This is a genomic window from Terriglobus sp. 2YAB30_2 (assembly GCF_052114765.1).
Classification (GTDB): domain Bacteria; phylum Acidobacteriota; class Terriglobia; order Terriglobales; family Acidobacteriaceae; genus Terriglobus.
This window is the reverse complement of record NZ_JBFRFJ010000004.1, coordinates 57,855-72,770: the sequence shown is the minus strand read 5'-3', so window position 1 is coordinate 72,770 and position 14,916 is coordinate 57,855. Positions and strand designations below refer to the sequence as shown.

Genomic DNA, 14,916 nt, shown 5'->3' with positions numbered 1-14,916 from the left:
GGCCGCAAATGCGGCCCTTAGTTACCTTTGTACCGGATTTTGCCTAGGGCGTGTCACTCAATTGCTATCGCTTGGCAATTGAATTGGCGCCACCTGGATTGGGATTCCATAGGATTGGAATTCCCTACAGCGTACGCCCAACGATCGGGGCAAGCTGCTTGAGCTGGGCGTTCAGTTTGTTGAGCTGCTCCGGGAAAAGCGACTGGGCGCCGTCACTCATCGCCTTATCCGGATTCGGGTGCATCTCCATCAGCAGACCGTCGGCTCCGGCAGCTACCGACGCCAGCGCCAGTGCCGGCACCAGGTCGCGCTTGCCGACACCATGCGACGGATCGCCGAAGACCGGCAGGTGGGTCAGCTTCTTCAGCACCGGAATCGCCGAGACGTCCATGGTGTTGCGGGTGTAGGTCTCAAAGGTACGGATACCGCGCTCGCACAGCATCAGGTCGTAGTTACCGCCGGAGAGGATGTACTCGGCAGAGAGCAAGACCTCTTCGATCGTGGCGGCGATACCGCGCTTCAGCAGGCATGCCTTACGCACATGGCCAAGCTCCCGCAGCAGGTTGAAGTTCTGCATGTTGCGCGCCCCGATCTGGAAGACATCGATGTACGGCAGCATGGGCTCGATCTGCGAGATCTCCATCACCTCAGTGATCACCAGCAGGCCATTCTTATCCGCAGCCTCGCGCATGATCTTCAGCCCCTCGATGCCCATGCCCTGGAAGCTGTACGGCGAGCTGCGCGGTTTGAAGGCGCCGCCGCGCAGGAACTTACAGCCGGACTCCGCCACCTGTTTTGCAGACAGATCGATCTGTTCTTTCGATTCCACGGAGCAGGGACCCGCCATCAGGACCACCTCTTCTCCGCCGACAACCACGCCGTTGGCGAACTTGATCTTCGTCCCTTCAGGACGGAAGTTGCGGCCGGCAAGTTTGTAGGGAGAGGAGATGCGATAGGCGTCCTGGACGCCCGGCAGTACCGTGAACTCGGCAACATCGAAGGCCTGGGGTGTGCCTACACCGGCGAGGATGGTCTGCGCCGCCCCGGTAGTACGGTGGACGGCGAAACCGAGCTCCACCATGCGCTCGATGACTGACTGGATATGTTCTTCGGTTGCTGCATCCTGCATTGCGACGATCATTGCTGTCTTCCTTTTCGATCCTGCTAGTTGTCTTTCTTCTGGAGCGCTCGCATCACGTCTACGATGCGCTCGTAAATCTTCTGAATCTCCGTGTCCGGCAACGGACCGGGATTACAACCCTTCACGTGATCAAAGACCTGTTGTTCGCGGCCTGGCTCGTATACGGGCATGGCCTGCTGCGCCTTCAAGCGCCCGATGGCCTCTGCTGCTTCCGCCCTCTGGCTGATAAGGCGGACAATCTGCTCGTCGAGCTCGTCAATGCGCTTGCGCCAGTCTGCTATTTCCATCGTTGCTGCATCTCCTTATCGTTTCCTTTCATGGTATTCAGCTTCTATCCGCGCAGTCCTCGAACAAACTCCGCCACCGCCGCCGCCGCCTCCTGCGGCGTGGACTTCTCGATGATGGCTACAATCGCCGACCCGATGACCGCCGCATCGGCGTACTCGCCTACCGTCCGCACATGCTCCGCATTGGAGACGCCAAAGCCCAGGGCAATCGGCTTGTCAGTGAACTGACGGATCCGTTGCACCAGCTTTGAGGCATCATCCGAAAGCGTGGACGAGACACCGGTAATTCCCGTACGCGAGATGGCATAGAGGAAGCCCTCGGTATGCTCCGCGATGGCCTTCAAACGCTCGTCAGGCGAGGTGGGAGCAGCCAGGAAGACCGGCGCCAGCCCATGCTTCTTCATGGCAGCCATGTATTCAGCGGCTTCTTCGACAATCATGTCGGTCAGCAGCACGCCATCCGCTCCCACTGCCTCCGCCTCGGCACAGAATGACTCCAGACCCATACGAAGCACCGGGTTCAGATAGCTGAACAGGATCAGACCCGCTTTCGGACGCTCGGTACGAATCTCCTTGCAGAGAGTAAGCACGTCCGTCAGGCGAACGCCGCGTCCGACGGCGCGTTCCATCGCCCGTTGAATCACAGGACCGTCGGCCAGCGGATCGCTGAAGGGAACGCCGAGTTCCAGTACATCTGCGCCGGCATCGATCGCCGCGATGGCGATCTGCTTTGTCGTCTCCAAATCAGGGTCACCCGCAGTGAGGTAGATCACCAGACCCGGTTTCTTCGGAAATTGAATCGGCATTATGCTCCGGCTCCCTTCAGCTCCATCTCGCGAGCCAGGATGCCCATATCTTTGTCGCCACGGCCGCTCACATTGACGAGGATCACATCCGTCTTCGCCAGCTTCGGCGCCTGTTTGATCGCCTCTGCCACGGCATGCGCCGACTCCAGCGCCGGCAGAATGCCCTCGGTCCGCGACAGCACCTTCACTGCATTCAGAGCCTCGGTATCCGTTGCCGAGGTATAGGTGGCGCGGCCCTGGTCGTGCAGCATCGCGTGCTCCGGACCTACGGACGCATAATCCAGACCCGCCGAGACCGAATGTGTCGTCGCGACCTGTCCCGCATCATTCTGCAGGACATAGCTATACGTTCCCTGCAGCACACCCGGCAGACCACCGGAGAAGCGTGCCGCATGCTCACCCAGCGCCGTACCGCGTCCACCGGCTTCGACGCCGATCAGCCTTACATTCGGTTCGGGAATGAACTCATAGAAGGCTCCGATAGCATTCGAGCCACCGCCGACGCAGGCGATCACCGCATTGGGCAGCTTGCCCTCGTGCTCCAGAATCTGCTGCTTCGCCTCGCGCGAGATCACGCGGTGGAAGTCACGCACCATCGTGGGATAGGGATGTGCGCCCAACGCCGAGCCGAGAATATAGAACGTCGTGCGCACGTTCGTGACCCAGTCGCGCATCGCCTCATTGATGGCGTCCTTCAGCGTCGCCGAGCCGGAGCCGACACCGCGTACCTCCGCGCCGAGAAGACGCATGCGGTAGACGTTCAGCTCCTGGCGGCGCATATCTTCTTCGCCCATGTAGATCACGCACTCCATGCCGAAGAGAGCGCAGACCGTCGCTGTCGCCACGCCATGCTGTCCGGCGCCAGTCTCGGCGATGATGCGCTGCTTGCCCATGCGCCTGGCCAGCAGTGCCTGACCGAGAGCGTTATTGATCTTGTGCGCTCCGGTGTGCAGCAGGTCTTCGCGCTTGAGGTAGATCTTCGCTCCACCCAGGTTCTCCGACAGGCGTTTGGCGAAGTAGAGCGGTGTCGGGCGGCCGACATAGTCCTTCAGCAGCGCCGCAAGCTCGCCTTGAAAGGCCTGGTCTTCGCGGACGGCGGCATAGGCGCGTTCCAGCTCCTGCAGGGCCGCCATCAGCGTCTCTGGCACGTAACGGCCGCCATAAGCGCCGAAGCGGCCATTGCCGAGGGTACGGACGGGGTCGATGATGCTGTGTTCCATCGGTAGAGTCCTTTTCTGGTGCAAAAAAACAAAAGCCGCGACCCTTAGGGTTCGCGGCTTCGGTTGGAATCTCGTCGTGTACTTCTGGTAGTGCTAGTCGTTCGACGCTAAACCGCCGGAGCCGCTACTGTGTACCAGTAGCGGAAGGTAAAGCTGAAAAACTGGCGGGAACGCGTCATTGCACTTTTGAACATACACGGATTTCGCCCGGCGAGGCAACCAATTGGCCGAAACGCAGGATTTTTTCTTTTCCTCCACTGGCAAACACTTCCCTCCCCCGTCTCTCTAAACCTGATGCATGCGCCCGGGTGGCGCAGAAGGAGGACGTCATGATGCAAAAGAACGTCACGAACTTCGGCAGATTCAGTTCCGCACTCATTTTGGCGGGTTTGCTCTCAACTCCATTTACGGCAGTCTCCCAGGACCGCACCTACCGGGAGCAGCAGGCTCACGACCGCGCCAAAGCCGCGCAGGACGCCCAAGATAAACGTCACCACACTACCGCCAAAATCGTAGGTGGCTCGGCAGTCGGCGGCGCCGTGTTGGGAGGCGTGATGGGTGGCGGTAAGGGAGCCGCGCTCGGAGCCGGCGTAGGCGCCGGCGGCGGCTATGTCGCCGACAAGATCCGCAAGAAGAAAGGCACGGAGAAACGGGAGAAGGAATACCCAAGGTAACTACATTGGTGCCCCCGGTAACGGCACCAGAGTTCACTTGAAACGGACCGTCTTTTGTGGCGTACTTACTGGCTTGAGGCGCGGGTTTTTGAACCCGTTGCCGCTCACGCTGCATCTAGATATGCAGAAAGCTGGTGATGGTGATTTATGCTGCGAAAGACGGTTCTCGCCGCTGTAGTTGCCTTCGTTGCTATGGGCGTGGCTCATGCCCGGACCCCGCAAGCGAAGGCTCGTGATCATACTCCGCGTGTGAAAGATCGGACGCCGCACGTCCGTGGCGCCCAACCCGGTCGCCGCGCGTAGAGTTCTCTCTTCCTAAGCGAAACGAAAGGACGCCCTTTGCGGCGTCCTTTCTCGTTCCCACTCAACAATCAAAGTTCGCACGCAAGTTCCGGTCTCCGCAGTCGTACCCCTTCAACTTTTAACTTTCAATTTTTAACGAGCGCCGAAGGCGCTCCCTAGTATCCCATCGCTCCGGCGAGGGCATTTTTCTTTATGGCGTGCCTAACCCTCCACAGAAGGTGGCTAGGTACTTCCCACCCCGTGCCGTACTTCTTCAACTTTTAACTTTCAACTTTTAACTCGCGCCGCAGGCGCGCTAGTGCCCCATGGCCTCCGGCGCAGGCTTCTGTTTTTTCGGCGGTAAACGCATCATCAACGGCAACGGAGACAACAGCAGAATCACCACCGCCAGCACGAAGAAAGCGTTCTTGTAGCTGAGCATCTGCGCCTGACGCAGCATCTCCTGATAGGCGCGGCCCATTGCCATCTGGGTCGCCTGCGCCGCAGTCGTGCCGTGATCTCGCAGGATGGTGGCGAGTCCGCCGATATAGTTCTCATACGCCGGCGAGCCGGGCACCGTATTCATGGCAAGCTGCGCCTGGTGCGTCTGCGCGGTGCGTGCCAGGAACGTCGTCAGCAGTGCTGTTCCTGCACTTCCGCCCAGGTTGCGGGCAAAGTTCGAAAGCGACGAGATCTGGTTCATCTTCGCCGGCGGCACACCCACATAGTTCAGTGTGGAGATGGGAATGAAGATAAACGGCAGACCGATTACCTGCACCATGCGCCATAGCGTCACAGTTCCGTACGCAGCATTCAGGTCCAGACGGGTGAGGTTGTAGATACCAGCCGCTGTTGCCACATATCCCATAATGACAAGCGCACGCGGATCGATCTTGCCCAGCGATCTGCCCGCGACCGCCATGCCGATCATCATGACGAAGCCTGCCGGCGACAGCACCATGCCGGCCCTCTCTGCCGTATATCCCAATAGCACCTGCAGGTATTGCGGAATCAGCACAGTAGACCCGAAGAGCACCATACCCAGCACAAGCTGCAGAAAGACAGCGGTGCCGAAGTTGCGGTTCTTTAAGAGCTTCAGATCGACGATCGGGTCTGGGTGCCGCCACTCCCACCAGGCGAAGAACAGCAGCAACGCGGCCGCAGTGATTCCCGCTGCACGGATCATCGGATCGGAGAACCAGTCCTTCTCCTGGCCCTTATCGAGTGTGAACTCCAGCAGACCAACGCCCAGCGCCACCAGACCGAGACCCATGAAGTCCACCGGCTGGCGGTGCGCCTCTGCCGCACGCGCCTTGAGGTATGGCGGATCTTCCACCATCTGGTTCGAGAGCCAGAGCGAGAGCAGGCCGACCGGAATGTTGATGAAGAAGATCCAGTGCCAGTTGTAGTTGTCGGTAATCCAGCCGCCAAGCGTGGGACCGATGGCTGGAGCGACCACCACGGCCATGCCATACACCGCGAAGGCCTGCCCGCGCTTCTCCACCGGAAAGGTATCGGCCAGAATCGCCTGCTCCGACGGCGCCAGGCCGCCGCCGCCAAGGCCCTGCAGCACGCGCGCCAGAATCAGGATCGGCATCGAGGGCGCAATGCCGCAGAGGAACGAGCAGACCGTAAACAGAACGACGCAGGCCATATAGAAACGCTTGCGTCCGAAGCGGTTGGAGAGCCAGCCCGAGATGGGAAGAATGATGGCCGAGGCGACCAGGTAACTGGTCAGCACCCATGTCGCCTCTTCCTGGCTGGCGCCGAGCGAACCGGCGATGTGTGGCAGAGCGACGTTCGCGATGGAGGTATCGAGCACCTCCATGAAGGTGGCCAGCGTGACCGTAAGAGCAATGGCCCAGGGATTGTGCCGGGGCTTCCAGTTGTGGTCGTACGACATGATCGAATATCAGCTAGCTGCGATAGAATATCAGCAAGCTGATGATCGAAAGCGACAGGAATGCAGAAAAAACCTCCCGGAAACAATCGGAGGCTCGTCGGACTCTCAAGCTGCTGAAGCGGCTGACACTTGGTTTCCGCGCGCGGCTGGACGAAGATCTGCGGCCGCTGGGCATCACCTTGGCACAGCTCCGCGTGCTGCATGCCATCAAATCAGAAGCCACAGCCAGCGGCGCCCAGGTGGCGCGGGAGTGCAGCATCACCCCCCAAACCGCACATGGCCTGATTCTGCGCGCAGAGAAGAACGGCTGGATCGTCCGTCAACAGGACGCAACCAATGAACGCCGGCGCATCGCCAGCCTCACGGCAACCGGTGAAAAGCTGCTGCAGGATACCGACGTGGTTGTGCGGAAGATTGAGATGGACCTATGGGAGGGCGTAAAACGCTCAGACCTGAAAGCCATGAATGACCTGCTGGAGATGGCCGCGGACCGGCTGTAGCATTCAACACTCCCCATAACCTGGGTGCCCCATATATGCGAAGCATATGTGGGTGTATCGAGCGTAAGCTCGATCCTGATTTACCTTCATGAAATCGGAGTTACATCAAGAAGATTAAAAACGATTCGAGCTCCGCTCGAATGTCCCACATAAGCTACGCGTATGTGGGGCACCCGTCCCTATAGAGTCGAGTTCACGAGACCCACTGGTCATTTACCCTAATGTCATATGGCGACTGAGACAGCGACCCCGAGCGTTTCCCTTGCGGATGTGCAAGCCGCCCGCGAACGGATGCGCGGCAGTGTCTACGAATCTCCGTGTTCCCGATCGGAGAGGCTGTCCAAGACCACTGGACTTGAGATCTATCTCAAGCTCGAAAACCTGCAGATGACTGGCAGCTTCAAAGAGCGCGGGGCACTGAACAAGATCGCCACCCTCACTCCGGAGCAGGCCAACCGCGGCGTTATCGCCGCCAGCGCAGGCAATCACGCCCAGGGCGTCGCCTACCACGCCACTAAGCGCGGCATTCCCGCCACCATCGTGATGCCGGTGCAGACACCTCTGGTTAAGGTCACTGCCACTCGCAACTTCGGCGCTGAGGTAGTGCTGCACGGCGCCAACTACGACGAGGCTTACGCCGAAGCCCGGCGGCTCTGCGATCTGAAGGGCATGACCTTCGTGCACCCCTTTGACGATCCTGCCGTTATCGCCGGCCAGGGTGTCATCGGCCTGGAGATCCTGGATCAGGTCCCTGCCCTGGAAGCGGTCGTCATCCCGATCGGCGGTGGCGGACTGACCAGCGGCATCGCCGTTGCGCTGAAAGAAACGAACCCGAAGATTCAGGTCGTCGGCGTGCAGACGGCGCGTCTGGCCAGCATGAAAGCCGCTGTAGAAGCGGGACATCACGTCACCCTCGATCCCGCCACTACCATCGCCGACGGCATTGCAGTACGCCGGGCCGGTGACGTCACCCTGCCGCTCGCGGAACAGTACGTCGACCGCATCGTCACGGTCGAAGAGGATGAGATCGCGTCCGCCATCCTGGTCCTGCTGGAACGAGAGAAGACACTGGCCGAAGGCGCCGGCGCGACTGCCCTCGCCGCCGTCATGCAACATAAGACCGGTCTTCCGCCGGGTACACGGACTGCGGTTCTGGTCAGCGGCGGCAATATCGACGTCACCCTGCTTTCGCGCATCATCGAACGCGGTCTGGTCAAGGATGGCCGTCTGATCCGCCTGCGCATCCATCTGCTGGACAAACCCGGCGCCCTCGCCGAGCTTACCGAGCTGATTGCGGTCCACCGTATCAACATCGTGGACACCCTCTACAACCGGGCCTACTACGACGTGAACCTGGGCGACACCGCCATCGATATCACCATGGAAGCCCGCGGTCCGGAGCATGTGGCAGAACTGCTGGCAGCCTTGACCGAGCGGGGTTTCCGGCACCAGCGCGTCCAGTAACCTGGGCCGGCAAACCATTGTGACCATTGCCGGCCCCAATACCCCGCAGTAAACTTTCTATACAACATCACATAGATTCGTTGATACTGTGGTGCTCCAGAAGAGGCACCCGCGTATGCACGTTTTTAAACGTACATACTTTCTCTTTGCCTCACTGTCTGCTGCACAAGGCATCTTACGTTTCTGGAGAAATGCACGATGGCTCCAAACCTGCAATATGCAACCGAAGAAGAGCTCAGCACGGGACCTACGCGCCAGCGGCTTGCAATTGAGTGCGGCATCGTCGCCGCCCTGTGTTTTCTTGCCCTGAAGTTTGGCGGCTTTCATAAGGGAGGCAATCCCCTTGGCGAAGTCGTCGAGATCAACGTAGTCTCGGCCCTTGTCATCTCTACCGTAGTCACTCTGCTTTTTCTCGCCGCACGTGTGTGGCGCATGCAGGGCAAACGGGAGAGATTATCAGATGAATAGGTCTGGACCTCGCTTCAACAGAAAGGGCCTCCCCAGCGGGAGGCCCTTCTTGTTTCGTTACCGATTACGGTTCCTGTGGAGCCTTTTCCCTTTAGGTGTAGATACCCAGCATCAGGGAAATACTCTTACTCCTTGTCGGCCTCAACGTCGATGGTGATCTTCACCTGGTCGCTGACGACAGCATCCGGGAACTTGCCGCCGAAGTTGAAGTCAGAGCGCTTGATGCTGCCGGTCGCGGAGAAGCCGGTCACCAGCTTGCCCTGCTGGTTCTTCTGCGGAGGCGTTGGTCCATCCACCGTCAACGTCACCGGCTTGGTCACGCCGTTCAGCGTAAGGTCGCCGGTCACCAGGAGGCTATCGCCGGAACGCTTCACCGAGGTCGAGTTGAAGGTCAGCGTGGGGTACTTCTCCACGTCGAAGAAGTCGGCTGACTTCAGGTGATCGTTGCGCTTCTGAACACGGGTATCCAGCCCCTTGGTCTCAACCACTGCCGTCACGGTCGACTTGCTGGGATCCTTCTCATCCCAGGTCACGGTGCCGTTTACGGCGCCGAGCGAGCCGCGCACGTTGGACACGGAGAGGTGCTTCACCTGGAAGCCGGCCTCCGAGTGGTTCGGGTCAATCTTCCATGTCGAAGTCTGAGCAAATGCCTGCGATCCAACCAGAAGCAGGCCTCCAAGAAGGGATGCAACGAACGTACGAGTCACTTTCATTTATGTCTCCAAAATCCTGGTTGGGGAGCGCCCCAGGCGCCCGGGTTGATGTTGATGGTGGCAGGAAGCGCGCGGATTGCGACGGTCCGCGCGACCGTGTCCGGCTCAGGCTACGAGTTCAAAGACCAACACCTCGCTATTGCCTGTGCTTCCCGACTGCAAATGAATCTTTGATTCTTGCCGCAGAGCAGCGGCATCGCCTGCTTGAAGGGACGTTCCATTCACCTGTACGTCACCCTTCACCACATGCACCCATGCTGAACGTCCTTCCGCGAGCTCATAGTCGAGCTCCTTGCCCGGCTCAAGCTCCGCCACAGCCACAGCGGCGTCCTGGTTGATGGTCGCCGCGCCGGCCACCGGCGTCGACGAGGCGAGCACGCGAAAGCGGTTCTTCTTCTCCGCCGGATCGAAGGCCAGTTGCTCATAGCTGGGCTTCTCACCGCGTGTACGCGGCTCGATCCAGACCTGGAACAGGTGTACCGGCTCTGCGTTCGATCCATTGAACTCGCTGTGTACGACACCCGACCCTGCGGACATACGCTGGATCTCATTCGGCCCAAGCTCTTCCGTATGGCCCATGCTGTCCTTGTGGGCCAGCTTGCCAGAGATGACGTAGGTCAGAATCTCCATATCGCGATGCGGGTGCGAGCCGAAGCCACGGCCGGGAGCGACCACATCCTCATTGATCACCCGCAGCGGGCCGAAACCCATGTGGTGGGCGTCATAGTAGTTGGCGAACGAAAACGTGTGGTAACTATCCAGCCAGCCATGGTTGGCGTGGCCACGCTCTTTGCTCTTGCGTACGGTAATCATGCTTTTTCCCTTTCCTGCCGCTGGGACTTTGCCTTGTTATTGGCGACGGCGGCGGTCTGTCCCAGCTTCTTCAGGCCGTCATGCAACGCCTGGCGGTCAGCGGCCGAAAGCGGCCGCATCATCTCCTCCAGGTCGCGGCTGTGCGCCGAGAAAGTGCAGCGGATGAGCTTCTCTCCTTCGTCCGTCAGCTCGACAATCCGAACCCGGCGATCCGTCGCGTGAAACCCGCGGCGAACCAGATTGCGGCGCTCCAGCCGGTCAATCGCGGCCGTTGTCGAAGCGTTCGCAAGTCTTGCCTTTTCAGCAATCTGCGTCATCGAGAGAGGACCTTTGTGCAGCAGCATCTCAAGCACGATGAAGTCACTCAGCCCCAGGCCCGTACCGACAATAGAATCTTCGGCAAAGGTCCGGACGGCGTCGTAGGCCTTCATCATCACCAGCCAGAGGCGGGTTGCCGAGAGTGCTTTCTGCTCGCTCATTCCTGTGTCCTGCTCCTTTCTACTACATCGGATGTTTCGATATCGAAATAGATTCAGCGGAAGTATGGGGGCGTATTCCCTCGAACCTAATGTAATTTCCTGTAAGAGATTTGTGGCATCCGTGCCCACCCTGGCGTTGCGAGCGGGTAATCCCGGGATCTTTCCGTATCGAATAGCTACGCTGTCCGTCCGGAGGAGGTCTGGACGCAGTTCTTTCCGGAGCGCTTAGCCCGGTAAAGCCCCTGATCCGCACGCGAGATCAGAGCCTCCAGCGACTCATCCTCTCCCATCGAGGTCGCCAGGCCGATGCTGGTCGTCGTGTGAAAGACGATCCCAGCGTATTCGATCGGGGCTGACTCCACCATCTGGCGAAGGCGCTCTGCCATCTGGAGCGCCTGACTTTCTTCCGTCTCCGGCAGCAGAAGAATGAACTCCTCGCCTCCATAACGGCTCAGGATGTCCGAGGTACGAATGGAAGACGCAAACATGGTCGCAATGGCGCGCAACGTAGCATCGCCGGCGCTGTGCCCCATGGTGTCGTTGGTCTGCTTGAAGTTGTCGAGATCAGCCAGCAACAGGCTGTAGCTGCGGCCTGATCGGTGGGAGCGCGAGACTTCCAATGAAGCACGCTCAAAGAAGCCGCGGCGGTTTAGTGTTCCGGTCAGCTCATCATGCAGGGCAATCCGCGCCAGCCGCTCATTGACACGGATCAGCTCCTGACGGCTCGACTCCAGCTCACTGGTTCGCGTGGCGATCACGGCTTCCAGCTCCCGCTGGCGGCGCGCCATGTAAGCAAGACGGACCCGGACCAGCAACAGCACGACACCAATCGTCAGCAGGATCAGCAGGATTTGAAACCACAAGGTCTCTGTCACACCATTGCGGATGTGAATAGGAAAGCTGGTCTCCTGCGATGGTCCCGCGCCATTGCGGCTAACGGCACGGATATGGAAGACATACTGGCCGCCGGGAAGGTTGGTGTAAGTCGCGGAACGGCGGCTGATGCTTGGCACACTCCAGCTATCGTCGAAGCCTTCCAGTTGATAGGAGTAAAGCGTGTCGTCGGGCGAGGTGTAATCCAGCAGCGCGAAGTTCACCTCAAAACCGCGATGAGACGGGAAGCTCAGTTGCCCTGCTCCCGCCTGGCGGGCCAGCAGCACCGGCGATTGTGCGACTCCCTGCACCGTCACCTCGGTCGCTACCAGCGGTGCAGCAAAGGTCCACGGGTGGAGCTTTTGCGGCCGGACGATGACCACGGAGGAGTTCCCCGGAAAGAGAATGGTTCCATCATCCAGCATGGCGGAGCTGAACAGGTTCTGCGCCGTCGCCTGCAATCCATCCGGCGCCCCGTACCGCCGTACGGAAAAGCTCTTTGGATCCACGGCGGCAAGTCCGCGGGGCGTATTGATCCACATCGTTCCATCGAGACCGCGCCGGATGACCAGGATGATGTCGTCCGGCAGGTTGTTATGGTCGTGGTCGATCGTACGGAATCGCGCCTTCCCATCCGGCTTGAGCTCGTCCATCACCTGAACGCCGGAGCCGATGGAACCGATCCAGAGACGGCCCTGCGCGTCCTCCGCAATCGGCTGGATGTTGTCGGTCGCAATCGAAGCCGAGTCGTTCTTGTCATGGCGTATGTGACGGAAGCTTTCGGTCGCGGGGTCGAAGAGATCCAGCCCCAGCCGTGTTGTCACCCACAACCGCCCGTGAGAGTCCTTCAACATGTCGCGGACGTAGTCGTCCGAGATGCTGGCGACATTGTTCTGATCGTGAGCGAAGACCTTCAGTTGCCCGGTGCGCCGGTTGTAGCGCGCCAGACCGTTATAGCTTCCCGCCCACAGGTCGTCGCCATCCACCAGCACCGCATTCACGATCTGCTTGCGAAGGAAGACATCGTCGATGGGGCGGTAGGTCCGCGTCGCGACATCGATCAGGTACAGGCCAATGCCTCCGGCGATTACTGTCTTCTCATCAACTGCCTTGATCGCCAGCGCCTCACGATGGGAGATCTGGTCCCCGCTCACGCCCGGCGCAGGCTTAATGCGATGAATGCTTCCATCCCGGTCAATCTCTGCAAACCCGCCCTGGTCGAAGCCAACCCAAACACGGCCATACCCGGCGCCGACGCTGCGCACCTCCGAACCATAGAGACGGTCTGGCCGCAACGGCGAGCTGCGGATGTTGAAGATGCCGCGCCCATTCACGGTGATGGAGGAAAGACCGCTGTCGGTCCCCAGCCACACCACCCCGGAGCGGTCACGAATCATGCCACGAATGAAGTCATTGCTCAGAGGCGCCGATGCGGTCGGGTCCTTAGCCCAATGCAGCGTTTGCCCTGTGGCCGTATCAAGCGAGAACAGCCCGCCGCCATAGGTCGCAAACCACAGCAGGCCAGGCTGCATCTCCAGAAAGACACGCACCGTGTGAGGCCCGACCAACGATCCCTCTCCGGCAAGCCCAGGATATCCATGCACCGTCCCGGACTTTCGATCGACAGCGCCGATCCCCGTGGTGTCGGTTCCTATCCAGATCCCTCCGACATGGTCTTGGAAGATCGACCAGACCGAAGGCCGCTGTCCCAGCTTGTCGTCGCCGGCGAAGAACTCAAATTCCCCGGCGCCTTTCCCCAACATGTAGAGTCCTGTGCCGGATCCCACCCAGAGGTTGCGATCCTTATCCTGCAGCAACGCGAAGATGCCGCCGGATGGCATTCTGCCGGTGACTGGCTGGCCCCTAAGTCCACCGTAGAGATCGAACTCGCCCGTACTGTCGTGATAGTGAGCGAATCCGTTCTGTGTGCCAATCCAGACACCGCCTTCTCCATCATCAGCCATACAGAAGACACGCGCCTTGCGCAGCACTGAGGGGGTCTTCACCGGAGTGACAAAGCTGTCCGTCGCCGGCTGATAGATGCTAAGACCGGCGCTTCCCGTGCCGACATACAGGCCACCGTCAGCCCGCGGCAACAGCACCCGCACATTGTTATCCGGCAGAGAACCCGGGTCATGGGCATCGTGCGTGTAGTTATAGATCTGGTCCCCGTCGAACCGGGAGAGCCCGCCGAAGCTGGCGATCCAGACATAGCCCGTGGTGTCCTGCGCGAAGCCATAGACAGAGTCATGGGGCAGACCCTGCTTCATGGTCATCACATTAAAATTCATCTCGGAGATAGCCTGAAGCTTATCCCCATCCAATCCGGCAGCCGAACCAGTCTGTGCGCCGGCTCTGGCTCCAGAATAAAAAATCCCGGCCAGCGCTAGGAACCACAGCGCCGGACGGAGAACCCACCACTCCGCTTTCACCAACGACCGCCGCGTCACGACTCCTCGTCCAAAGGGAAAAATATCATGCTCCGAGGTATCTTCCCCAGGCTTTTTGTCACAGCGGACTATGCTGATGCATATGGAACTCTCTGCCATGGAAGCGCGCGTGCTCGGTGGGTTGATGGAGAAAGAGATCAACACCCCGGAGTACTATCCCCTGTCTCTGAATGCATTGATCGCCGCATGTAACCAGAAGTCATCGCGCGAACCGGTTATGGAGCTCAGTGAAGAAGAGGTGCGTTCCTCACTTCGCCACCTGGAAGACATCGGTTACACCTCCACTGTGCACGACAGCCGCGTGCTTAAGTTTGAACACCGCGTACGCACGGTGTTGAACCTGCGCCGTGACGAGACCGCTGTTTTGTGTCTACTGCTGCTGCGCGGACCCCAGACTCCGGGAGAACTGCGTACACGCGCCGACCGCATGTACACCTTCGATGACCTGGCGGCGGTGCAAAGTACGCTGACCCGCATGGTGGAACGAGAGACGCCTCTCGTTGTCCTGCTGCCCCGCCAGGCGGGAGCAAGGGAAGCCCGTTACGCACATCTATTGTGTGGGATGCCTGAGACCAGTGAAGTGGCTGCTCCTGGCAAAGCATCTTCACCCAGCCGCCTGGAAGAGCTGGAAGCCCGCATCGCCGCCCTTGAAGCCCGCGTCGCCGAACTTGAGACCAGGTAGGCTAGGCGATATATATTCGAAACCCGTGCTCTGGGTGCCCCATTCACGCGGAGCGTGAGTGGGAGATTCGAGCGAAGCTCGAACCGCTTTTGTTTGTCATTTATCGAAGCCTATGGATCCCAGATCAGGGACATCCCACCCATCGCGTTGCGATGGATGGG

14 protein-coding genes are annotated in these 14,916 nt (G+C 59.7%); 5 read left to right on the top strand and 9 right to left on the bottom strand.

Going from position 1 to position 14,916, the window contains the following annotated elements; all coding sequences use genetic code 11:
- Positions 1-124 precede the first annotated feature (124 nt).
- Genes aroF through trpB form a run of 4 tightly spaced genes read right to left on the bottom strand, consistent with a single transcriptional unit; the run spans position 125 to position 3,454 of the window.
- Complete coding sequence (aroF, locus tag AB4Y89_RS07970; protein ID WP_442300387.1) at positions 125-1,141, bottom strand: 3-deoxy-7-phosphoheptulonate synthase; 1,017 nt, start codon at positions 1,139-1,141, stop codon at positions 125-127.
- A gap of 23 nt (positions 1,142-1,164) precedes the next feature.
- Complete coding sequence (gene pheA / locus AB4Y89_RS07965) at positions 1,165-1,428, bottom strand: chorismate mutase (RefSeq protein WP_147645988.1); 264 nt, start codon at positions 1,426-1,428, stop codon at positions 1,165-1,167.
- Between the two features lie 44 nt (positions 1,429-1,472).
- Positions 1,473-2,234, bottom strand: a complete 762-nt coding sequence (gene trpA / locus AB4Y89_RS07960) for a tryptophan synthase subunit alpha (protein ID WP_442300386.1) — start codon at positions 2,232-2,234, stop codon at positions 1,473-1,475.
- Positions 2,234-3,454 (bottom strand): tryptophan synthase subunit beta, encoded by a 1,221-nt coding sequence (gene trpB / locus AB4Y89_RS07955; protein ID WP_442300385.1) that lies wholly within the window; start codon positions 3,452-3,454, stop codon positions 2,234-2,236. Before trpB ends, trpA begins: the two co-directional genes overlap by 1 nt.
- Before the next feature lie 329 nt (positions 3,455-3,783).
- Here trpB and AB4Y89_RS07950 point away from each other — a divergent pair, with 329 nt between their 5' ends.
- Entirely contained in the window at positions 3,784-4,128 is a 345-nt protein-coding gene (locus AB4Y89_RS07950) for a hypothetical protein (RefSeq protein ID WP_442300384.1), read from the top strand.
- 598 nt (positions 4,129-4,726) lie between these two features.
- Here AB4Y89_RS07950 and AB4Y89_RS07945 read toward each other — a convergent pair.
- On the bottom strand, positions 4,727-6,313 hold the full coding sequence (locus AB4Y89_RS07945) for a DHA2 family efflux MFS transporter permease subunit (protein ID WP_442300383.1): 1,587 nt from the start codon (positions 6,311-6,313) through the stop codon (positions 4,727-4,729).
- Positions 6,314-6,354: 41 nt separating this feature from the next.
- On the opposite strand from AB4Y89_RS07945, the gene AB4Y89_RS07940 reads away from it, so the two are divergent.
- From AB4Y89_RS07940 to AB4Y89_RS07930, 3 genes are all read left to right on the top strand, one after another.
- Positions 6,355-6,813, top strand: a complete 459-nt coding sequence (locus AB4Y89_RS07940) for a MarR family winged helix-turn-helix transcriptional regulator (RefSeq protein WP_442300382.1) — start codon at positions 6,355-6,357, stop codon at positions 6,811-6,813.
- 228 nt (positions 6,814-7,041) lie between these two features.
- Positions 7,042-8,277, top strand: coding sequence for a threonine ammonia-lyase (locus tag AB4Y89_RS07935; protein ID WP_442300381.1), 1,236 nt, complete (start codon positions 7,042-7,044; stop codon positions 8,275-8,277).
- A 198-nt stretch (positions 8,278-8,475) separates the two neighbouring features.
- Entirely contained in the window at positions 8,476-8,745 is a 270-nt protein-coding gene (locus tag AB4Y89_RS07930) for a hypothetical protein (RefSeq protein WP_442300380.1), read from the top strand.
- Between the two features lie 125 nt (positions 8,746-8,870).
- Here AB4Y89_RS07930 and AB4Y89_RS07925 read toward each other — a convergent pair whose 3' ends face one another.
- The 4 genes from AB4Y89_RS07925 to AB4Y89_RS07910 form a co-directional block, all read right to left on the bottom strand.
- Positions 8,871-9,458: a YceI family protein gene (locus AB4Y89_RS07925; protein ID WP_442300379.1), complete on the bottom strand. Its 588-nt coding sequence runs from the start codon at positions 9,456-9,458 to the stop codon at positions 8,871-8,873.
- 105 nt (positions 9,459-9,563) lie between these two features.
- Positions 9,564-10,271, bottom strand: coding sequence for a pirin family protein (locus AB4Y89_RS07920; protein ID WP_442300378.1), 708 nt, complete (start codon positions 10,269-10,271; stop codon positions 9,564-9,566).
- Positions 10,268-10,750, bottom strand: coding sequence for a MarR family winged helix-turn-helix transcriptional regulator (locus tag AB4Y89_RS07915; RefSeq protein ID WP_442300377.1), 483 nt, complete (start codon positions 10,748-10,750; stop codon positions 10,268-10,270). Before AB4Y89_RS07915 ends, AB4Y89_RS07920 begins: the two co-directional genes overlap by 4 nt.
- A 176-nt stretch (positions 10,751-10,926) precedes the next feature.
- Complete coding sequence (locus AB4Y89_RS07910) at positions 10,927-14,073, bottom strand: diguanylate cyclase (protein ID WP_442300376.1); 3,147 nt, start codon at positions 14,071-14,073, stop codon at positions 10,927-10,929.
- Between the two features lie 97 nt (positions 14,074-14,170).
- On the opposite strand from AB4Y89_RS07910, the gene AB4Y89_RS07905 reads away from it, so the two are divergent.
- Positions 14,171-14,755, top strand: a complete 585-nt coding sequence (locus tag AB4Y89_RS07905; protein WP_442300375.1) for a YceH family protein — start codon at positions 14,171-14,173, stop codon at positions 14,753-14,755.
- Positions 14,756-14,916 lie beyond the last annotated feature (161 nt).